The organism is Nocardia sp. NPDC102475 (assembly GCF_055584605.1).
In genome coordinates, this window is the sequence record NZ_JBVJLS010000029.1 from 14,081 (window position 1) to 34,454 (window position 20,374).

The 20,374-nt window shown below is 65.3% G+C and carries 25 protein-coding genes and 1 tRNA gene; 11 read left to right on the forward strand and 15 right to left on the reverse strand.

Annotated elements, in window-relative coordinates:
- Positions 1-207 precede the first annotated feature (207 nt).
- The 6 genes from ACZ60G_RS36770 to der all read left to right on the forward strand — a co-directional run bounded on the left by ACZ60G_RS36770 (position 208) and on the right by der (position 7,345).
- The gene (locus tag ACZ60G_RS36770; RefSeq protein ID WP_387298441.1) at positions 208-1,152 is read left to right on the forward strand and encodes a ParA family protein; all 945 of its coding nucleotides are present in this window, start codon (positions 208-210) and stop codon (positions 1,150-1,152) included.
- A 185-nt stretch (positions 1,153-1,337) separates the two neighbouring features.
- Positions 1,338-2,141 (forward strand): segregation and condensation protein A, encoded by an 804-nt coding sequence (locus ACZ60G_RS36775; RefSeq protein WP_465816398.1) that lies wholly within the window; start codon positions 1,338-1,340, stop codon positions 2,139-2,141.
- An 809-nt stretch (positions 2,142-2,950) separates the two neighbouring features.
- Entirely contained in the window at positions 2,951-3,598 is a 648-nt protein-coding gene (scpB, locus tag ACZ60G_RS36780; protein WP_465816399.1) for an SMC-Scp complex subunit ScpB, read from the forward strand.
- 636 nt (positions 3,599-4,234) lie between these two features.
- Positions 4,235-5,113 (forward strand): pseudouridine synthase, encoded by an 879-nt coding sequence (locus tag ACZ60G_RS36785; RefSeq protein ID WP_465816238.1) that lies wholly within the window; start codon positions 4,235-4,237, stop codon positions 5,111-5,113.
- Positions 5,114-5,145: 32 nt separating this feature from the next.
- Complete coding sequence (cmk, locus tag ACZ60G_RS36790) at positions 5,146-5,856, forward strand: (d)CMP kinase (RefSeq protein WP_465816240.1); 711 nt, start codon at positions 5,146-5,148, stop codon at positions 5,854-5,856.
- Positions 5,857-5,929: 73 nt separating this feature from the next.
- Positions 5,930-7,345 carry a ribosome biogenesis GTPase Der gene (gene der / locus ACZ60G_RS36795; protein WP_465816242.1) on the forward strand — a complete coding sequence of 472 codons (1,416 nt, stop codon included), beginning with the start codon at positions 5,930-5,932 and terminating at the stop codon, positions 7,343-7,345.
- Between the two features lie 18 nt (positions 7,346-7,363).
- Here the strand turns inward: der and ACZ60G_RS36800 are convergent, their stop codons facing one another.
- Positions 7,364-8,188, reverse strand: a complete 825-nt coding sequence (locus ACZ60G_RS36800; protein WP_465816244.1) for an SDR family oxidoreductase — start codon at positions 8,186-8,188, stop codon at positions 7,364-7,366.
- Between the two features lie 81 nt (positions 8,189-8,269).
- Between ACZ60G_RS36800 and ACZ60G_RS36805 the strand changes: the two genes are divergently transcribed.
- From ACZ60G_RS36805 to ACZ60G_RS36815, 3 genes are all read left to right on the forward strand, one after another.
- The gene (locus ACZ60G_RS36805; protein WP_465816246.1) at positions 8,270-9,223 is read left to right on the forward strand and encodes an Lrp/AsnC family transcriptional regulator; all 954 of its coding nucleotides are present in this window, start codon (positions 8,270-8,272) and stop codon (positions 9,221-9,223) included.
- A 78-nt stretch (positions 9,224-9,301) separates the two neighbouring features.
- Positions 9,302-9,595, forward strand: coding sequence for an ArsR/SmtB family transcription factor (locus ACZ60G_RS36810; RefSeq protein WP_245721355.1), 294 nt, complete (start codon positions 9,302-9,304; stop codon positions 9,593-9,595).
- Between the two features lie 17 nt (positions 9,596-9,612).
- On the forward strand, positions 9,613-10,614 hold the full coding sequence (locus ACZ60G_RS36815) for an LLM class flavin-dependent oxidoreductase (protein ID WP_465816248.1): 1,002 nt from the start codon (positions 9,613-9,615) through the stop codon (positions 10,612-10,614).
- On the opposite strand, the gene ACZ60G_RS36820 is transcribed toward ACZ60G_RS36815, so the two are convergent.
- Positions 10,611-11,129 (reverse strand): hypothetical protein, encoded by a 519-nt coding sequence (locus ACZ60G_RS36820; RefSeq protein WP_465816250.1) that lies wholly within the window; start codon positions 11,127-11,129, stop codon positions 10,611-10,613. The two genes, ACZ60G_RS36815 and ACZ60G_RS36820, sit on opposite strands and share 4 nt — an antisense overlap.
- Positions 11,130-11,255: 126 nt before the next feature.
- Between ACZ60G_RS36820 and ACZ60G_RS36825 the strand changes: the two genes are divergently transcribed.
- Together ACZ60G_RS36825 and ACZ60G_RS36830 are read left to right on the forward strand one after the other, a co-directional pair.
- A complete protein-coding gene (locus ACZ60G_RS36825; RefSeq protein WP_465816252.1) occupies positions 11,256-12,008 on the forward strand; it encodes an acyl-[acyl-carrier-protein] thioesterase in 753 nt (250 codons plus the stop codon).
- Positions 12,009-12,101: 93 nt separating this feature from the next.
- Positions 12,102-12,175 (forward strand) — tRNA-Pro (locus tag ACZ60G_RS36830).
- A 42-nt stretch (positions 12,176-12,217) separates the two neighbouring features.
- On the opposite strand, the gene ACZ60G_RS36835 is transcribed toward ACZ60G_RS36830, so the two are convergent.
- The 13 genes from ACZ60G_RS36835 to ACZ60G_RS36895 form a co-directional block, all read right to left on the reverse strand.
- Positions 12,218-13,297 (reverse strand): site-specific integrase, encoded by a 1,080-nt coding sequence (locus ACZ60G_RS36835; RefSeq protein WP_465816253.1) that lies wholly within the window; start codon positions 13,295-13,297, stop codon positions 12,218-12,220.
- Positions 13,298-13,428: 131 nt separating this feature from the next.
- Positions 13,429-13,647: a helix-turn-helix transcriptional regulator gene (locus tag ACZ60G_RS36840; RefSeq protein ID WP_216917525.1), complete on the reverse strand. Its 219-nt coding sequence runs from the start codon at positions 13,645-13,647 to the stop codon at positions 13,429-13,431.
- 11 nt (positions 13,648-13,658) lie between these two features.
- On the reverse strand, positions 13,659-15,374 hold the full coding sequence (locus ACZ60G_RS36845; RefSeq protein ID WP_465816256.1) for a replication initiator: 1,716 nt from the start codon (positions 15,372-15,374) through the stop codon (positions 13,659-13,661).
- Complete coding sequence (locus ACZ60G_RS36850; RefSeq protein WP_465816258.1) at positions 15,371-16,009, reverse strand: hypothetical protein; 639 nt, start codon at positions 16,007-16,009, stop codon at positions 15,371-15,373. The genes ACZ60G_RS36845 and ACZ60G_RS36850 overlap by 4 nt, the downstream gene beginning before the upstream one ends.
- Positions 16,006-16,245 (reverse strand): hypothetical protein, encoded by a 240-nt coding sequence (locus ACZ60G_RS36855; protein ID WP_465816260.1) that lies wholly within the window; start codon positions 16,243-16,245, stop codon positions 16,006-16,008. The genes ACZ60G_RS36850 and ACZ60G_RS36855 overlap by 4 nt, the downstream gene beginning before the upstream one ends.
- Positions 16,242-16,445 carry a hypothetical protein gene (locus ACZ60G_RS36860; RefSeq protein ID WP_465816262.1) on the reverse strand — a complete coding sequence of 68 codons (204 nt, stop codon included), beginning with the start codon at positions 16,443-16,445 and terminating at the stop codon, positions 16,242-16,244. The genes ACZ60G_RS36855 and ACZ60G_RS36860 overlap by 4 nt, the downstream gene beginning before the upstream one ends.
- 3 nt (positions 16,446-16,448) lie before the next feature.
- A complete protein-coding gene (locus ACZ60G_RS36865; RefSeq protein ID WP_465816264.1) occupies positions 16,449-16,685 on the reverse strand; it encodes a hypothetical protein in 237 nt (78 codons plus the stop codon).
- Between the two features lie 11 nt (positions 16,686-16,696).
- The gene (locus ACZ60G_RS36870) at positions 16,697-18,001 is read right to left on the reverse strand and encodes an FtsK/SpoIIIE domain-containing protein (protein ID WP_465816266.1); all 1,305 of its coding nucleotides are present in this window, start codon (positions 17,999-18,001) and stop codon (positions 16,697-16,699) included.
- Entirely contained in the window at positions 18,001-18,240 is a 240-nt protein-coding gene (locus ACZ60G_RS36875; protein WP_465816268.1) for a hypothetical protein, read from the reverse strand. Before ACZ60G_RS36875 ends, ACZ60G_RS36870 begins: the two co-directional genes overlap by 1 nt.
- Entirely contained in the window at positions 18,240-18,587 is a 348-nt protein-coding gene (locus ACZ60G_RS36880; protein WP_465816270.1) for a hypothetical protein, read from the reverse strand. Before ACZ60G_RS36880 ends, ACZ60G_RS36875 begins: the two co-directional genes overlap by 1 nt.
- Positions 18,584-18,844, reverse strand: a complete 261-nt coding sequence (locus ACZ60G_RS36885) for a hypothetical protein (protein WP_465816272.1) — start codon at positions 18,842-18,844, stop codon at positions 18,584-18,586. Before ACZ60G_RS36885 ends, ACZ60G_RS36880 begins: the two co-directional genes overlap by 4 nt.
- Positions 18,844-19,701, reverse strand: coding sequence for a DUF2637 domain-containing protein (locus tag ACZ60G_RS36890; RefSeq protein ID WP_465816274.1), 858 nt, complete (start codon positions 19,699-19,701; stop codon positions 18,844-18,846). The genes ACZ60G_RS36885 and ACZ60G_RS36890 overlap by 1 nt, the downstream gene beginning before the upstream one ends.
- Positions 19,701-20,174: a hypothetical protein gene (locus ACZ60G_RS36895; RefSeq protein ID WP_465816276.1), complete on the reverse strand. Its 474-nt coding sequence runs from the start codon at positions 20,172-20,174 to the stop codon at positions 19,701-19,703. Before ACZ60G_RS36895 ends, ACZ60G_RS36890 begins: the two co-directional genes overlap by 1 nt.
- Between the last annotated feature and the right edge of the window lie 200 nt (positions 20,175-20,374).

Sequence of the window (20,374 nt, forward strand, 5' to 3'; positions counted from 1 at the left end):
GGTAAACGCGGGTGTCGCGTGTCCGAGCATGGGTCTTGCGCTGTCAAGCGGTAGCGTCTATCGAGAGCTGGACCGTACGAAAGCGAGGTCGGGCCTGATCGGCCTCGCTACGCTCGGGCAGATGATGCCGGAGTCGGGCGAAGGCAACGGGCAGGAACGTATAAGGAGCAGCGGATCGTGACGACAGCGGGTGCGGCAGAGCCGCCGATGAGTGCTGGGGCGCAGCCGCTTACGGGTCCCCGGACGGGTCCGTACTCGGCCGCCGCGGCGGAAACGCTGTGGGGCGACGGCGTCGATCCCGTCCCCGACGATGCGACGCTCGGCCCGACCGGGCGCCCGCTGCGTGTTGTGCCCGACCCGCCGCCGGTCGAAAACCACGGTGATGCGCTGATCGTCGCGATGTGCAATCAGAAGGGGGGCGTCGGCAAGACCACCTCGACCATCAACCTGGGCGCCGCGCTCGCGGAGTTCGGTCGGCGGGTGTTGCTGGTCGACCTGGATCCGCAGGGTGCGCTGTCGGCGGGATTGGGTGTGGCCCACCACGATCTCGATCTGACCGTGCACAACCTGCTCATCGGATCCAAGGTCTCGATCGATGATGTCCTGATGGAGACCCGCGTCGAGAATCTGGACCTGCTGCCGAGCAATATCGATCTGTCGGCCGCGGAGATCCAGCTGGTCAACGAGGTCGGCCGGGAGCAGACACTGGGCCGCGCCCTGGAATCGGTGCGCGATCGCTACGACTACATCCTCATCGACTGCCAGCCGTCGCTCGGCTTGCTCACCGTGAATGCGCTGGCCTGTTCCGACGGCGTGATCATTCCGATGGAGTGCGAATACTTTTCGCTGCGCGGACTCGCCCTGCTCAACGACACCGTAGAGAAGGTGCGGGACCGCTTGAACCAGCGCCTGAGCCTGTACGGCATCGTTGTGACCATGTTCGATGCGCGGCTACTGCATTCGCGTCAGGTCATGGCGCGCGTCGTCGAAGTGTTCGGCGACCTGGTGTACGACACGGCGATCGCGCGCACCGTACGTTTTCCGGACGCCAGCGTCGCGGGTGAACCCATCACCACGTGGGCACCGAAATCCAGTGGGGCCGAAGCATATCGGGCGATGGCGCGGGAAGTCATCCACCGGTCCGGCCGGTGATCGGCGGTACGGAACCGGCGCCATCGACGAACACGGATACGCTCGGCTCGGAGTCTGATGAGTTCGTCGATCGGGACTCCGGTGCCGGGCGTGCCGCGTCGGCTGCGAACGACTCGGCCGCGGATGATCCGCCCGGTAGACCTGGCAGCGAGAGCGAGCCGGCGGCCCAGACCTCCGGGTTCCAGCTGCGGCTGAGCAACTTCCAAGGGCCGTTCGATCTGCTGCTGAATCTGATCAGTTCGCGCAAGCTCGATGTCACCGAGGTCGCGTTGCATCAGGTGACCGACGAATTCATTGCCTACACAAAGGCTTTGACCGCCAGCATCGGGCATCAGGCGTTGCGTGCGGACAAGATCCTGGATCAGACCACCGAATTCCTTGTCGTCGCGGCGACATTGCTCGACCTCAAGGCGGCGCGACTGCTGCCGTCCGGTGAGGTGACCGACGCCGAGGATCTCGAACTGCTCGAGGCACGCGATCTACTCTTCGCCCGGCTGCTGCAGTACCGCGCGTTCAAACAGGTCGCCGAACTGCTCGGGGAACTGGAGGCGGTCGCGTTGCGGCGTTACCCGCGCGCGGTCGGGCTGGAGGAGCGCTACGCCGACCTGCTGCCCGAGGTTACGCTGGGAGTTGACGCAAACCAGTTCGCCGCGATCGCCGCGACGGCCTTCCGGCCTCGCCCGGCGCCGCGGGTTGGACTCGACCACCTGCACCAGCACGCCTTCTCGGTCGCCGAACAGGCTGCGCTCGTGCTCGAACAGCTCAAACTGCGCGGACCGGGCGGCTGGACGACCTTCGGCGAACTGGTCGCCGACTGTGATGTGCCGATCCAGATCGTCGCCCGCTTTCTGGCGCTGCTCGAGCTGTACCGGGGCAAGACGATCGAGTTCGACCAGCCCGACCCGCTCGGCCCGCTCTCGATCAGCTGGACCGGCGACCCCAAGGACGAGACCGCCGACACCGTGACCATCGAGGAGGACTACGGGTGAGTGAGCGCACCGACGATGCGACACCCCTCGAGCACAACGGCATCGAGCATGACACCGGGATGGTGGGCGAGCAGGTCGACGGTGGTAATCGTGCAGTGATCGCGCGGAGCGGCGACGCATTGGGCGCGAGCGCAGTGGAATCGGGCGACGAGGCGGCATCGTCGAGTGATGAGTTCATCGAAGACGCCGCGGATGCGAGCGTGCCAGGATCCGACGGCAATGCGGCGCTGAGTTCGAGCGGCGGTGTCGCGGTGGGCGCGAGCGCCGCAGAATCGAGCGTCGACAAGGCGGCGTCGAGTGGGCGTGGTGAGTTCATCGAAGACACCGCGGATGCGAGCGCGCCCGTATCCGACGGCAATGCGGCGAATTCGATCGGTGACGATGCCGGGGATGCGGCGATCTCGAGCGACCCGGGAGCGGCGGCTGTAAGCAGTCGAGTTGTCGACCCGGATTCCTCGGGCGCGGTCGAGCCGAGCCTCAGCGGGCAGGCATCGCGCGGAGTCGAAGGCGTCGCGGGGCGCACTGCTACGCCGCCGACGAGCGGTGGGGGCGAGGAGCCCGCAGCTTCGGCAGGTGCGACCGAGGCCGTAAGCAGTCCGATCGTCGACGGCGATTCCTGGGGCACGACCGAGCCGAGTGTCAGCGAGCAGGTAGCGCCGAGCACGGAGGATGGCGACGGTGTCGCTGGAGGACCGAGTGAGACGCGGCTGGGGAGTGGTAGGGACGAGGCCCCGGCTTCTGTAAGTGCGACGACGACCGCACGTGCGACGAAGAGCAAAAAAGACGCCGACGCCGGTTCCGGTGACGAAGTGGCGGAGTTCACGCCCGAACCGCTGGATGACGATGAATTCCGGTCGGCCTTGGAGGCGATGCTGCTCATTGTGGACACTCCGGCCCCGGTAGAACTGCTGGCCGACGCGTTGCAGGACAAACCGGCGCGGGTGGAGCGGGCGCTGCACGAAATGGCCGCGGAACTGTCCGCGCGGGCCAGTGGCATCGATCTGCGTTTCGTGGGTGACGGGTGGCGCTTCTATACTCGCAGCGAGTACGCGCCGTATGTGGAACGGATGCTGCTCGATGGCGCCCGGTCGAAATTGACCAGGGCCGCTTTGGAAACATTGGCGGTGGTGGCATACCGCCAACCGGTGACCCGGGCCAGGGTCAGTGCGGTGCGCGGCGTGAACGTCGACGGTGTGATGCGAACCCTGCTGGCTCGCGGATTGATCGCCGAGGCCGGGGTCGACCCGGAAACGAACGGCACGCAGTACTGCACGACCGAACTGTTCCTGGAGCGGATCGGACTCGCATCGCTGTCCGATCTGCCGCCACTGGCGCCCCTGCTGCCGGGCGTCGACCTGATCGACGAGATCAACGAGAGCCTGGATACGGACCCCCGTTACACCAGGTTGAAGAAATCCGCCGAGACCGATTTGGATCTCGGTACCGAAGAAGACTGACAGGACAACATGAATACGCCCGCTCGCCGAGATGGCACACCGGATCGTAGGAACAGAAGCGACCAGCCCACCAGGGGCGGCGCAGGCCGAAACGCACGCGATATGCGTTCGGCCCAACGGGGAAGTACGCAGCGCGGGGCCGCAGGGGGCGGTTCCGAGCGCGGTACCTCGCAAGGGGGTTATCGGGGGAGCTCAGAAGGCGGCGACCGTGGGTACCGCGGTTCGTCGCAGGGCGATCAGCGTGGCTCCTCGCGTGGCGGCTACCGCGGCACCTCACAGGGCGACAGTGGTTATCGCGGTTCGTCGCACGGCGACAGTGGCTATCGCGGTTCCGCCGAGCGCGGATCCGATCGACGTAGCACGTCGCAGGGTGGCGGTCATCGCGGTTCTGCCCAGGGTGACGGTGGCTATCGCGGTTCCGCGCAAGGCGGCTCGGGCTACCGCGGTTCGTCGCAGGGTGGAGCGGGTTATCGCGGCTCGTCGCAGGGCGGCTCCGATCATCGTGGCTCGCGCGGCGACGGCTATCGTGCTGGCGCACAAGACAGCTCGGCCCCGCGTACCGCCGGTTCGCGCGGCTATACGCCGGGAGGCGCTGCGCAGCAAGGCAATCCATCGCGCCGCACAACATCGGCCGCGATGTCCGCGCCCGTCGGCAAGAAGCCCAAGAATCCGAAGCCACAGAAGAAGGTCGTCTCCGCCCCGCTGCTGAGCAACGCCAAGCCCGCCAAGAAACAGCACGTCGACCAGCCCGCCGAGGGTGGCCACGAGAAGTTGCCGTGGGGCGAGGGCGAGCGGCTGCAGAAGGTTCTCGCCAAGGCAGGTGTCGCATCGCGCCGCGCCGCCGAGGAGATGATCGCCCAGGGGCGGGTCGAGGTCGACGGCGCCATTGTCACCGAGCAGGGTCTGCGGATCGATCCGCAGCATGCCGTGGTCCGCGTCGACGGCACCCGCGTGATGGTGCGTGAGGAACTGGTCCATATCGCGCTGAACAAGCCCAAGGGCTGGCAGTCCACCATGTCCGACGATCTGGGCCGCCCGTGCGTCGGCGATATCGTCGCCGAACGCATCGTGGCCGGTCAGCGCCTGTTCCACGTCGGCAGGCTGGATGCCGACACCGAGGGACTGCTGCTGCTCACCAATGACGGTGACCTCGCGCACCGGCTCATGCACCCGTCGTTCCAGGTCCCGAAGACCTATCTGGCGACGGTGAACGGTGAGGTCAACAAGTCGGTCGGCAAAAGCCTGCGCGACGGTGTCGAACTCGAAGACGGTCCGGCCAAGGTGGACAGGTTCCAGGTACTCGAGCTGGGCGAGGGACGTTCGCTGGTCAAGATCGTGTTGCACGAGGGGCGCAAGCACATCGTGCGCCGGTTGCTCGACGCGGTCGGTCATCCGGTGACGCGGTTGGTGCGCACCAATATCGGTCCGGTCGCACTCGGCGACCAACGGCCCGGCACGCTGCGCGTGATCGGCCGCGATGAAGTCGGCAAACTTTACGAGGCGGTGTCGTTGTGAACGGTGTAGAGATTCCCGTGGAGGTCCCTGCGATGGTTGAAGGCACCACGCCGCTGGTCGTTGCCATGGACGGGCCTTCCGGAACCGGCAAGTCCAGTGTGTCGCGGCGACTGGCCACCCGGCTCGACGCCAGCTACCTCGACACCGGCGCGATGTACCGTGTCGCAACGCTGCGGGTGCTGCGTGCTGGTGTCGAGTTGACCGATTCGGCGGCCATCGGTGCGGCGGTCAAGGAACTGCCGCTGACCATCGGTACCGATCCCAGCCGTGAGCTGATCCTGCTCGACGGTGAGGACGTCTCCTCCGAGATCCGTGGCAATGCCGTCACCAAGGCGGTCTCCGCGGTGTCCGCCGTGGCCGAGGTGCGCGAGCTGCTCGTCGCGCTGCAGCGTGAAATCGCTTCCGCCGCACAGCGAATCGTGGTCGAGGGGCGCGATATCGGTACCGTTGTGCTGACGGATGCCGACGCCAAGATCTACCTCACCGCGTCCGCCGAGGCCCGCGCGCAGCGGCGCAACCAGCAGAACATCGCCGAAGGCCGCGGCGACGACTACGAGGGCGTACTCGCCGACGTGCAGCGTCGCGACACCCTCGACTCCACTCGCACGGTGTCCCCACTTCGTCCGGCCGACGACGCGGTGCAGGTCGACACCAGCGAACTGAATATGGATGAGGTCATCGACGAGCTGTATCGCGTTGTGGTGCGGCAGGTTTCGATCGGCCGGACGGGCAGGACATCGTGAGCGAGCGTAGCGAGCGAACCAAAAACACAGCAGTGTCACTCGTGACGGAGCCGAGCGTCAGCGAGGCGCAGTCATGAGTGAAGACGTTCTCGCGGGAGATGGCGTCTGGAGCGACGAAACCGATTGGGAGATAGCCGATCTCGACGGTGATTTCGACGAGCACGAGCACCTCGCGATGCCGACTGTGGCGGTCGTCGGCCGCCCGAATGTCGGCAAATCGACCCTGGTGAACCGGATTCTCGGCCGCCGTGAAGCCGTAGTCGAGGACATTCCCGGCGTGACCCGCGACCGGATCTCCTATGAGGCGAACTGGGCGGGTCGCCGTTTCCTGGTGCAGGACACCGGTGGCTGGGAGCCCGATGCCAAGGGCCTGCAGCAGTCGGTCGCCCGCCAGGCCGAACTGGCCATGGAGACCGCCGACGCGATCCTGCTGGTGGTCGATGCCGTCGTCGGTGCGACGGCCACGGACGAGGCCGCGGTGAAGAAGCTGCGCCGCTCCAAGATTCCGGTGATCCTGGTCGCCAATAAGGTCGACGACGAGCGCGTCGAGGCCGAGGCCGCCGCGCTGTGGTCGCTCGGTCTGGGTGAGCCGCGCATGGTCAGCGCCGCGCACGGCCGCGGCACCGGTGACCTGCTCGACGATGTCCTGGAAGTTCTCCCGGAGACCCCGCGTGAGGGTACCGGCGGCACCGGTCCGCGCCGGGTCTCGCTGGTCGGCAAGCCCAACGTCGGCAAGTCCAGCCTGCTCAACAAGCTCTCCGGTGACGAGCGTTCGGTCGTGCACGATGTCGCGGGCACGACCGTCGACCCGGTCGATTCGCTGGTCGAATTGGGCGGCAGGATCTGGAAATTCGTCGATACCGCCGGTCTGCGTCGCAAGGTCTCCCATGCCAGCGGCATGGAGTTCTACGCTTCGCTGCGTACGAAGGCGGCGTTGGAGGCCTCCGAGGTCGCGATCATGCTGATCGACGCCTCCGAGCCGATCACCGAACAGGACCTGCGGGTGATCAGCATGATTGCCGACTCCGGTCGCGCGCTCGTGCTGGCCTTCAACAAATGGGATCTGGTCGACGAGGACCGTCGCCTGCAGCTCGACAAGGAAGTCGACCGGGATCTGGTCCGCGTGCCGTGGGCGCAGCGCGTCAATATCTCCGCGCATACCGGTCGCGCCGTCCAAAAGCTCGTTCCCGCAATGGAAACCGCACTGGAATCCTGGGATAAGCGCATCCCGACCGGTCGGCTGAACAACTGGCTCAAGGAAGTCATCGCGGCAACACCGCCGCCGATGCGTGGTGGCCGGTTGCCGCGCGTCCTGTTCGCCACGCAGGCAACGACCCGGCCGCCGACCTTCGTGCTCTTTACGACGGGGTTCTTGGAGGCGGGCTACCGCCGGTTCCTGGAGCGCCGGCTTCGTGAGGAGTTCGGCTTCGATGGTTCTCCGGTTCGTATTTCGGTGCGTGTGCGTGAGAAGCGGGAACGCCGGAAGTAGGCCGTTCCCAATTTGCGGTCAGCGGAAGTCGGCGAGGTGGTCGGATACCCACTCGGCGAGGGAACGTGCCGGGTGACCGGTGATATCGGCGACGGTCGAGGTGATTTCGGGGCGGGGCGCGGCAAGCATCTCGGAGTAGCCGTCGAGGAGGACGTCGACGAAGGAGTCGGGAAAGGTGTCGTCGTCGAGTAGGCGCTGTCTGGCCTGGTCGCGGGTGAGTTCGGCCCAGCGCAAGGGACGCTCGAGTGCTTCGCCGATGATCCGGACCTGCTCCGCCCGGGTGAGTACCTCCGGTCCGGTCAGCGTGTAAGTGGCTCCGGTATGGGCGTTTTCGGTGAGTGTCCGGGCCGCGACGGCCGCGATATCGGTCTCGTGGATCAGGCTCATCGGCAGGTCGCCGTGGCTGCCGTGCACGATATCGCCGGTTCGGATCTCATCGGCCCACCAGAGGGTATTGACGGCGAAGGTGCTCGGGCGCAGCACCACCGATTCGATTCCGCAGCCGTGCACCAGCTTCTCCTGATCCTCGAAGCTGAGGTCCGGGATGCCGCCGGTACCTAGAAATACGATGCGCTGGGCGCGCTCGGCGATGAGATCGAGTGCCTCGGGCAGTTGTGCGCCGGTGTGCAGCGGCCATAGCAGGAAGACGGCGTCGATGTCGTCGAGGCAGGCGAGGAGCGAATCGGGTTCGGATAGTTCGACGTGCACGACCTGCACGTCGGGCGGGAAGTCGGCGGGCGCTGGCTTGCGGGTGCCTGCGCGCACAGTGTGACCGGCGGTGCGCAGTTGGGGGACAAGTTGGCTACCGATGTTTCCGGTCGCGGCGAGGATGAGGATGTTCATGCCTCGATCCTGGCGCTGAGGGAGCGAAATCAACCAGAGTAGGTTCTGATATCGCCGGAAACCGTCAGATTTGGAGGGTTCATGATGGATGCCGTCGAGAGGGGGATCGTTCATGCGCTGCAGATCGACGGCCGGGCGTCGTTCCGATCCATCGCCGAAGTTCTCGACGTCTCCGAGAACACGGTGGCACGTCGGTATCGTCAGCTGCGAAAAGCGCATGGGCTCAGGGTGATCGGACTGGTGAATGGTCAGCGGCTCGGTTACGTCCAATGGACGATCCGGTTGCGCTGCACTCCCGACGCCGCCGGTTCCGTCGCGAAAGCCCTCGCGGCACGCGACGATACGTCCTTCGTGTATCTCCTCTCCGCCGGCACCGAGGTCTCCTGTACGGTCCAGACCCGCAGTATCGAAGAGCAGGAAGCTTTACTGCTGCACAAACTTCCACGTACCAGCCGAATCGTGGCCATGTCCGCGCACTTGCTGCTGCGCGGATTCGTGCTGCCCGACGGCTGGCGAGGTTCAGCCGCGCTGACACCCGACCAGGTCGACCACCTCAGGCCCGCCCCCGTCGACCGCGACGACGAACCCCTTCATCTCGACGAAGGCGATAAGTCTCTGCTGCGCGCCCTCAACCACGACGGCCGCACGTCCTCCTCCGATCTCACCACCGCTACCCAGTGGTCCGAAACCAAGGTGCGTCGCCGGATGGAAGCCATGCGCCGCAACGGAATCCTGCAATTTCAGCTCGACATCCCGTCCACTGCACTGGGATTCGGCACCGAGGCCCGACTCTGGATCGCCACACAACCTGCCGCCACCGTCGCCGTCGGCGAGGCGCTGGCCCGCCACCGCGAAGTCTCCTTCGCCGCTGTCACCACCGGCGCTACCAATCTGGTCGCTGCGGTCAACTGCCGCGACCCTCGAGATCTCGGTCGCTACCTCACCGAGCGCATCGCCGAACTTCCCGGCATCGCCACGCTCGAAACCGCTCCGGTCATTCGTACTGTCAAACGTGCGGGCCCCCTGCTCCTCTGACGTGTGCTGCGTCACGATGCCGAGTCGTGGCATCCGGCGTAAATTCGTTAATTAGCGAAATACCGAAGGGAGGTGGATGTGCTCGACGAGTGCAAGGCATTGGCGAATGAGACCCGCTTGCGCATCCTGGCGTGGCTCAAGGATCCGGACGCGAACTTCCCAGCGCGAGGCGATGACACCGGCGAGTTAGGGGTGTGCGTCGGCCTCATCCAGCAGAAGGCGGGGACCTCGGCCTCGACCATATCGGCACACCTCGCGATCCTGCAGCGTGCGGGATTCCTCAGCGCCACCCGGCGTGGCCAGTGGACCTACTACCGCCGCGACGAAGCCCGTATCCGGGCCTTCACCGAAGAACTGAACCGCGTTCTCTGAGCTACGAAGGAAGTCTTATGCCTACCGCACTGTCGATCCTCGACTTGGCGTCGGTCGCACCCGGCAGCACCGCACGCGACAGTTTCGAAAACAGCGTCGCGCTGGCCAGGGCTGCCGAACGCAGCGGCTATCGACGCGTCTGGTACGCCGAACACCACAACATGCGCTCGATCGCGTCCAGCGCCACCAGTGTGCTCATCGGTCACGTCGCGGCGCAGACCGAGACCATTCGGCTCGGTGCGGGCGGCGTCATGCTGCCCAATCACTCGCCGCTGGTGATCGCGGAGCAGTTCGGCACCCTCGAGACGCTGTTCCCCGGGCGGATCGACCTCGGACTCGGCCGTGCGCCCGGCAGTGACCAGAAGACCATGTTCGCGCTGCGCCGCAATCCTTCCTCGGCGGACTCCTTTCCGCAGGATGTGCTGGAGCTGCAGGGCTATCTGTCGGGCAACTCGCGAGTACCCGGTGTGCAGGCCGTGCCGCGAGCGGAAGGCATTGTGCCGCTTTACATTCTGGGGTCGTCACTATTCGGTGCGCAGCTCGCCGCGCAACTCGGCCTGCCGTATGCCTTCGCATCCCACTTCGCGCCGGACGCGCTGCACCAGGCCGTCAGCGTCTACCGCGACAGTTTCCGGCCGTCGGAGCAACTCGCCGAGCCGTACGTGATGGCCGGTGTCAATGTGTTCGCGGCCGAAGACCACGATGCGGCGGTGGCGCAAAAGACGATCTCCTACCGTGCTCGCGCGCGAGCCATGATTCGGCGTGGCGCGGCGGGTGCGGACTTCACCGACGAGGAGATCGATGCGTTCCTCGCCTCACCGAACGGCAGCCAGCTCAGCGCGATGACCCGATACACCGCCGTCGGCACACCCGCCGAAGTCCGTTCGTACTTGGCGGATTTCGCGGGCTCCATCGATGCGGACGAACTCATCGTCGCTCACCACGCCACCGAAATCGATGACCGACTCCGGTCCGTCGAACTCACCGGCGGTCTCATCACCGAGCCGGTAGCCCCCTAGCTCACCGAGCCGCCGACGATCAGGTTCGCGGTAATTGTGCCGTCGGCTTCCTTACTGCCGTAGACGACGACCGCGGCACCGACCGTCACATCCGACACGCTACTGCCGGTGAGGACAAGTACCCGGGTATCGGTGTTGACACGAACGTTCGTCGTGGCACCCAATATCCCTTGCACCGCAAGCGTTTTGCCGTCGTTGGCAGTGACCTTGCCGATGGTCAGCCCGCGATTGACCTGGGCCGCGTTCGCCGGGACGGCGGTGGTATCGGTGGCCGCGGACCTGGCGGCCGGTGCCGAACCGATGGACGCGACGAAGAGGTAGGCCACCAAAGACAGCAGGACCGCGAAGCTGGTTCCGATGAGCATGCCGAGGTCGGGATAGTACTGCTGTCGCTTCGACGGAATCGTAATGGCAGTGAGAATCACCGGGTCGATGGCCAGCTCCGCGCCGCCGCTGGACTCCTTGCTCGGGAGGCCCTTGGGCTGGTTCGACCACGGCGTGGCCGGGGGACTCATAGCTTCAACGTTATTTAACCGAGTGCGAATACCTATCACCACTGGCGGGAGCACCACATCGATACCGTAGACACGCTGAGCGGGTCGGGGTGCGGTCGAAGGGGCGGGACCTGGCATTATCCGTACATGGTCATTCCCAGCGTGCTGCCGGAACGCCCTACCGTCGGATCCCCGTTCGAAACCGGCTGGCCGGTCCGCCTCGCCGACACCGACCGGGACCGGCGTCTGCGCCTCGACGCCATAGCCCGATACCTGCAGGACATCGGCTTCGAACACCTCGAAGCCGTCGAGGACGGTGAGACCCACCGCGGCTGGGTGGTCCGCCGCACCGTCATCGACGTCCTCAAGCCCATCGAATTCAGCGAGCACGTCACCCTGCGCCGCTGGTGCTCGGCCCTGTCGAACCGCTGGTGCAATATGCGCGTCCAGATCTGCGGCAGCAACGGCGGTCTGGTCGAAACCGAAGGATTCCTCATCCATTTCGGCACCGAATCCGGCGTCCCCGCCCGCATGAGCGACCGCTTCATGGCACCCATGCTCGCCAGCACCACCGAACACCGCCTGCGCTGGAAAGCCGCACTCACCGACCCACTACCCACCGGCCCCGACGTCCAGGAATTGCCCTTCCCCTTGCGCGTCGCCGATATCGACTGGCTCGACCACGTCAACAACGCGGTCTACCTCAGCGCCCTGGAAGAGCTCCTAGCGACCCACACCGACCTAACCTCCGGCCCCCACCGCGCCGTCATCGAATACACCAAACCGCTGACAGCAGGCGAGCAGGTCCGCGTAATCGGCCGCCGCACCGGCAGCACCCTCGACGCCTGGTTCGCCGTAGCCGACGACCCCCGAGCCACCGCCCGCATCACCCCACGCTGACTCCCGCCCCACCCGCCACACCGATAACCAGGCGATTCGGCGTCTGGGCGCCCCCTGAGGTAATCTTTCCGAGCGCCCGAACACCAGGCGCAACGGGCTGTGGCGCAGCTTGGTAGCGCACCTGACTGGGGGTCAGGTGGTCGCAGGTTCAAATCCTGTCAGCCCGACACATGCAAAACCCCTTCCGACCAGCATCGGAAGGGGTTTTGTCATTCGCCGACTACCCGCAGAGCGGGACCAGAACGGGACCGAAGGTGTTCGGAGAGCTTGTCACCGGCTCCGGTGATCTCGCGTCGGTCCGGGTGCAAGTACCGTTCGGTGGTCCGGCTGTCGGCGTGCCCGGCGATCTTCTGCAGCACGTGCAGGCTCACCCCGGCATCGGCCATCCATGTCAGCCCGGTGTGGCGCAGATCGTGACGGCGTAGATGCTCGTAGCCGAGTTTGGTGACGACCTCATCCCAGTGGGTGGCATCGCGCAGGACGCCGGTAGCGATGCGACCACCACGCGGTCCCCGGAACAGTCGAGCGTCTGGGTTGTCGCGGCCGACGATGGCGAGTCGCCGGGTGACCAGTTGCCGAACTTCTTCGATCAGCGGCACGTAGCGTGCTCGGTTGCCCTTGGTGCCTTTGTCCTCCAAGCCTCCCGGTGACGGAGTTGTCTGGCGCCGCACTTCCCATGTCCAGGTATCGGTGTCGATGTCGCCGACCCGGCAGCCGGATACCTCACCGATCCGAGATGCGGTGCAGGCGGCGAAGATCACCACGTCACCCCAGCCCTGATACTGATCTGCCGAACGTTTCACCAGCGCGTCGGCGAGGGTGAGCAACGCCGAGTAGTCCGACAGTGCCAGTGAACGCGGGTCGTCGAGTTCGTCCTCGATCTGTTGATACAGCTTTTGCCAGCCACGCACCCGTGCCGGGTTGGATGCCCGAATATCGTCGCGCACAGCCTGTTCCATCACCCGCACCAGTACAGCGAGGGTGTTCTTTACCGTCGACTTACCGGCGCCGTCGCTGATCCAGCCGACCACAGCCCGATCCACCGCGCCATTGGTCAGCATCGCCACCGGCAGATGCCCCAGGGTCGGCACGACCCGTTTACGCCAGCCCGTCAGGTACGGGTCGGTGGTCTTCTTCTCCAAGCCCCGCAGCGCCAGGTCCATATTCGCGTCGCCGTATTCAGCCAAACGCATCGTGGCCGTTTTCGGGTCGATCCCTTGCGCGGCTTTACGTTCCAGTCGCGCAATCCACTCTTCGGCTTCCTCGCGGGTCTCGAATGGTGCCGACACCGAAGGACGCTTCTTCGTTCCTGGCTCCGTCCAGCGCACGCGCGCCTTGAACGGCCGACGACCGTAGTCGCAGCGTTCCTCGATGTCCGAGGAAAGACGAACGCCCACAGGCATATTGACGGGTCCGGGCATCACGCCACCGCCGCGAGGGGATCGGTGCGTGCTCCCTGAAGCCATACTTCGATATCTTCGGCCGCGTACTTGACCACACGGGGAGAGACCCGCACGAAGGCAGGCCCGCACGGAGGATTCGCCGTACGCCAGCGCCGCAGGCTCGACGGATCGATGCCGAGCAACAACGCCAGTTCCGCCGTCGAGTACAACTTGCCATCGACCAACCGCGTATCCACGATCGCCCCTCCTATGCCGCTGATTGCTTGATTGCCGAATGTTCTTTCCACGCTTGAGGTCCCGCCTCGAGTAGCGCTCTGTCGTACTCGACGCGCCAGGCTGTTCGTCGGGCGATCTCGCCGAGGATCACGTGATCTCTGGGTGGTGCGGAGTGGTCGCCGGGTTCGACGGGCCGCACGATCAGATGACTGGTGTCGGGTTTGACGATGCCGACCGAGGCGAGCAGTTGCCGAACGAACTCGACGCGCTCGGCCTTGTGATCCGGGAGTGTTTTGCCCGACCAGCGACGCGACACCAGCACCCGGCGACCGGGCAGGCCGAGGGTGTCTCGCCGATGTGCCTTGCCCTTGCAACGACCCGGGACGGTTTTCTCGCTGGCGCCCTTGGGAATGATGCCGTAGCGCAGCCACACGGCGCAGCGAGGCGAGCACGGGGTGTGCTGGAGCTCGGCGTGCAGCCTGTCGTAGTGGGTCGCGGTGCGGGTGGAATCGGTTTCCAGCACTTCGGCGACGGACTTGGTGAGGTATTTGGTGACGTAGCCGATCGCGGCATCAGCCTTCGGGCCGGGGATGTGGCCTTTGATGTGGCCGGGGTCCATGCGTTCACCGAAGCGGGCGACGTAGGCCGGTTGGAGGTCATCGACGGTATCGAGGATGTCCAACGCCTCATCCCAACCCTTGAGCGCCTGGCCGCTGTCGGGATCTACGAAAGTCATTGCCTGCCAGTCCCACACCGGCAGCTTGTCCCCGGAGTACACCTCGTTCTCGGGATCGAAGTGCGGCCACCACACCTGGTGATAGGTCGCCGCGGTAACCAGCTTGAGCGTGTCGCGCGAGATCGCCGAACGCAGCAGGATGTGGATGTGCGGGGCCCCGCGCCGTTGAGGTTCCACGGTCGCGAAGTACTGCACGTCATAGCCGAGGCAGCGGCGAAGGTTCTGCATCCACCGATCGAACAGTGCCGCGAAGAACACGATGTCTCGTGCGGCACTGGTGTAGTCGTAGGACTGCGGGTCGCGCGGAGAACCGTCCCCGCACACCTTGCCTTCCTTGTCGAGTGCGCCGTCTTGGTTCATCGCCCCGTAGGAAGGCATCGTGAGGGTGACCATCATCGAGGGCCGGAACTTGCCGCCGAACACCTTGCCGATGGTCTTTTTGGAGACCTTTAAGCGTGGCAGGTTCGGTGCGTCCTGGCGGCGACGAGTCGAACGAGCCCGCCGTTTCGACGGTTTCGGCTCCAACGCCGGGAGCGGCCCACGCATCCCGGAATCGCGCAGCTCCTGATCCATCTCACCGACCAGGCCCGCGAACTCGGCGGCAAGTTCCTCGTCGCCGTCCTCCAACGCTTTCCGGTAGTCGGCCACCAGGTCGGCGCGGGTAGTGAGCAGGTCGGTTTGCTCGGTGGAGGGTTCACCGGTGATGTCGACGGGTTCGGCGTCGACGTGCCAGCCCGCACGGCCCTGGGTGATGCGCAGCCAGCGAGCCTTGTCGGCACACGGTTTGCAGACACTGGCGATGGTGGCCTTGCAGGGTGATCCGATGTACTCGGTCTTGCCCGTCACAGGGTCGATCGAGGCCATCGTGATCGGACGCAGGCACACACCGAACTTCTCGGCCGCCGCTTCGGCGATGTCGGTGAAGTCTGGCAGGGCACGACGTTGAGCAGCTGTCTGGCGGGTCGGGGAATCGGCCGGCATATCGGTGTCGAGATTGATTGGCTCGGTCATGCTGCCTCCTTCTGGTCCCACAGCCACTCCACCTGTGTCGGTGGCAGGGTGACCGCTTCGGCGAGTGAATCGCGGTGCCGGAACGCCAGTTCCACCGTGGACGGGCCGACGATGGTTGCGCGGCATTCCAGGACGCCGAAGGCGTGCGCGAGATGGGCGGTGCGGGCGCTGTAGTCGTCGGGGCACTGGCCGGGCAGCATCCGCAACCTCACCCGGTCAATGAACGCTCCGACCTGCACACCGATCAGCCGAGGAGTCGCGGTGTGGTCACCGTAGATGGCTTGCAACCCGCAGGCCGTCATCAGCCGCATCCAGCGTCGCCGGTAGCGAAACCAGGCCAGGAACCGAGTGCGTGCCCGCAGGGTGATCCACCGCTCGAAGGTCTGCGGATGCTTCGCCCTCCACAGCACCATCCCCGCGCCGAACATCCCGACCACCACAGCACCGGCAACCGGACCGAGGACGGCCCCGATGGTTACCGCGAGAGCGAGGGGGATCGAGACCATCGGGAACAGCAGCACCCACCACCCAAGTACCGCCGTGCCCTTGATGAGCGTCCACACGATCGCGAGGACCGCGTTCACAATCGCGTCTGCCGGATCATGTTGTTGTTCAACATATTTCGTGGTCTTCATGATGCTTCCTGGTCGAACAGAGCGAACTGGGTGGGGACCGGGGTGTTGTCGCGGTGGCGCTTCCACATGTCGTGTTCGTGGTCGCGGAAAACCACGACCGGCTTCGAGCCACGCTTGCCCTGATTGCTGGGCTTGTCGGCCATCAGCAGGGCTTGAGTGACGTTGCGGGCCTTGGGCAGGGGGCGCACCGTTTCGCCGATCAGTACGCCCCACTCGACGGCCTTGCGGGCACTCATGCCGCCCAACCGCCGTCATCGTCGGAGTCCGACCCCCACAAGTCCCAGGAGGGCAGCTCGCCCGTCGTGGCGCACAGGTGAACCGCGATTTCCAGCGGGTCCGCGCCGCGGCGTTCCAGGTGCCCGCGACGACGGGAAGCCAGGTCGATCACGTTGTCCCGGTACGAGGAATCACCGTCGATATTGTTGGTGCGCTTCATGATTCAGTCCTTCGAGTCGATGTCGTGGATGTTGATTGCGCGGCAGGCGTCGCACAGGACGCGGTCGCCGTCGTAGATCCAGCCCACCGCCGCGGAGCGGGCATTGAGGTAGGCCACGGCCTGATTGACCGAGTCGAAGCACATGCCTTCGGCGTCGGCGTAGAACTCCACACCGGGGGTTTCCTCGGTGTAGGGCTCCCCGCAGGAGTCGCAGTAGATGAGGACATGGGTTTCGGTCACGAATCCTCGTTTCATGCCGCCACCGGCCCGTTCTCGTCGCCGAGGTCATCGGGATCGAACCCGGAGTAGTCCTCTTGCGGAGCCAGATCCACAGCACGGGCCGGGGAGAAGGTGTCGACGATGTAGTCGATGTCGTCATCGGTGACGTAGAACGCGCGTACCCGAACGAAGTCGGTGGTGCCGTCCTCGCCGACGTAGCCGACACCGGGGGTGTGTTCGCTGATCTCCTCGCACCGTGCTCCACGGTCGCGAGCGCCTTGCCCGTGCACCATCACCGTTTGAGTCGGCTCGTCCAGGCGCAGCCCGATACGGATCGGGAACAACTGCCGGTTCGGCATCGTCTCCTTGGAAGGATCCTGCAACGCCGCCACCACACTGACCGCCGCCGCGCGACCCTGTGACAGGAGCAGGCCGGTCAGGCGCCGAAACTCTTGCTGCTCTTCACGTTCGGCGTAGGAGGACAGCGCCGCCGCCTCATCGATGATGATCAGGATCAGCGGGTGCTCAGTCGTCGGGATGTGCTTGCGCGAACCCGTCGCCCGCATGTGCGCGAGCCGGTCTTGCATCACCGTCACGGCCTTGCGCAGCAGCGTCAGGATGGTGGCGGTGTCGGTGGCGAAGTCCACGAACAACCGGTTTTCACCCTTGCCGAACTCGGCGCCGCCTTTCGGATCGGCCATATGTACATCCACCAGGCCGTCACGGATCGCCGGACCGAGCGCGGCGAGCAGCGACCACAGCACCGAGCCCTTCCCGGAACCCATGGCCCCGGCGAGCAGGATGTGGCCGTACAGGACGCGCAGCCGCCACAAGTCGTGGTCTTCGGTGATCCCGACCGGAACCGCCTCCAGGTCCACACCGTTGTGAACCGCCATCGGCACCGTTGCCGGGGCAGCGAGGGTGTCGAACACTCGCACCTGGAGACGGACCCAGCTGGGTTCGGGTGACACCGCTGTCACCCCGGGAACACGCAGATAGGTGGCGAACTGGTCCAAGACCTCATCGTTGTTCCAGTCCGACAGGGACTGACCACCCAGCATCAGCACGTCCACATCAAGACCGTGATCGGTGTAGTAGTAGCCCTCGACGTAAGGGAACCCGCCCTCGATCGAACCGAGATCCAATGCGGCGAGCATCATGTTCGTCTGCGGCGGGTCCGCCAGAATCGAGACGGCCGTACCCAATCCCGGCGGTGCCTGAGCAGCGATGTCCGCCGCGGTAACCGGCCGAGAGCCCGCGCCCTGTGAACGCATCCACATAAGAGCACCCGCCGCGGCGATCGAGCCACCCGAGACCAGCAAGGTTGTCAACGACATCACGCCACCCCCCGCAGCGGCTCGAACGCCAAAGCGACCGAGTGTTCAGCCAGCACGTTCGGCAGGACGTGTGAGAGCGCACGAGCATCCGCGACGCTCAGGCGGACCTCGGCACCGCCCACCAGGAACGACACCCCAGCAGCGGACTCCACCGGCTGGAAGCGGTGCGCTGGAACGTATTTCACGTTCCGCAGCCCACCAGCGACCAGGCCGTCGATGGTCGGATCGGAAACAGACATCACGCCACCTCGCTGTTCTCATGAACCTGCAAGGTGATATCCACATACGGAACCGGCAGAAGGTCGTCAGCGCCATTGGCGATCAACGCATCTCGGTAGACAGCCTGGAGAACCTCGATCACGCCGGGAAGGTCTTGCGGTTGCAGGTACAACCCGAACAACAGGCCCTTGTAGCCGGTGCCACCGACAGTGACCATGACCGCAGAGCGGCACTTGTCGTAGCGGGCACCGAACGCACCCTCAGCGGCGAGCCGAACTCCGTTACGCGACATCTCTACCGCGGTTCGATCGGCCATATTCCGTGTGACCCAATAGTTTTCACACTTGTGCATTGCCTTGTTCATCACGCCGCCGCCTTCACCAGGTCGACGCGGAACGCGGCAGCTTCGGCAGCGTCGAGGGCATCGGCGATACCGGCGTCGAGCAGATCCCGAAGCCCTTGCGCCTGCTCCAGCGACAGCTGCATTCCGCAGTCACGGCCGATGTTGACGAAGATCTTGCCGTCGTAGTACTGCACGTTGAAGGACACGCGGTGGTAAGCCATGGTCACCAGCACGTCATCGTTGTGACCGGTTGTGTGATGCGGGTAGAACTTTTCGGACATCAGAAACCCCCAGCAGGGACAGCGGAGACCGGCAGCATCGTTTGCACCGGGCGCACGGGACGGACAGGAGCCACCCGAACCGGGACCGGCACGGCCACACGCACGGGAGCGTGTTCGGGTTCAGGGGCAGGAATCGGGGAGTCGAGGACTTGAGCCGGAATCGTCTCGTAGTCAACAGATTCCGACGCTGTGGCGGACTTGGCGTACTTGGACGCCGTACGAGCCGACACACCCAGTTCACGGGCGATCTCGGCGAACTTCATGCCCTGGCCGTGCAACTCGATAGCACGAGCCACCACCGCCGGATCGGTTCGAGGCGACTTCTTCGGAACTATCGCCGCGGGCACAGGTTCGGGGTCAACAGTGACCGCCGGATCGGGATCGGCCGAAACAAGTCCGACCGCAACCTCACCGGCCACAGGCACCGACACCGGAGCACGTTGCACCGTGCGGAACAACAGAGCGAGCCCGTGTGTGTCGGCGAGCAGGCTGATCGGTGCCACCGCTGCGACGATCGCCGCCGCCCACCCCGGCAACGGGTGACCCGAGGCCATCGCATGAATGCTGTTGCCCGCCACCGACACCGCCGCACCGATCCCCAGCACCCAAGCGAAGAACCGGCGGTCGGACTTCTCATCCGAGGCCAGCACACCAGCGGTGGCCAGCAGGATCGTGCCGTCCACGATCAACGGGAACAACCAGGCATCATCAGCCGGAATTCGTGCCAGCACACCGAGATCGCGAAGAGTGGCGAACGACAACCGGAACGCTGCCGCCGCTACCGCGATGCTGATGACTGCGGCGGACCAGCGAGCCCAACGCTTCCACCCCGACTGCTGCTGATCCGCCGCACTCATCACGCCGCCTTACCGGACGGACGGGCCGAACCCGGATCGGCCGGAGCCTGCTTGGCGCCGGAGTTGTCGCCCTTGATGCCGGTCGCGCGGTAGGCGTAGCCGAGGTACTTGTACTCGCCCTGACCCATGACCTTCGCTTCGGCGGTCAGGCCCTCCACCTCGATGAACCACATATCGTCGGTGATCTGTTCACCAGCCGGGATCGGCTGCACCCGCGAAACGAACGTGATCTCGAACGAAGCCCGCTTGCCCTTACCATCACTCGCCTCATGTGGGTCGGTGACCGTCGCCGTCCACAACGGCAACCCCGAACCCTCACCCGTCTTCGGGTCGATGTCGTACTTCTGCTCCGGCAACGCGTTGCGGTCCGGGTTCCACTTGATCGCCGGACCGATCGGACCCATCAACAGCAGCCGCTTCGGGAACGCGGTGCGGGACTCGACCGGGAAGCCGTAACCCTTGGGAATCGCCATCTTGAACTCCTTGTCGTCGGCTACGCATTCTGCGTATACACAACAGCGTATACGCAGCTGCGTATACGCACAAGGTTCTGTGTATACGCAGTGTGCAACCCCGCTTGACGGAAGGGAGAGGGTTCCGGAGAGGTTGAGTATTTGCGTATACGCAGACAGGTATACTGAACATGATTTTCGGAAACGAATGACAGACTCGG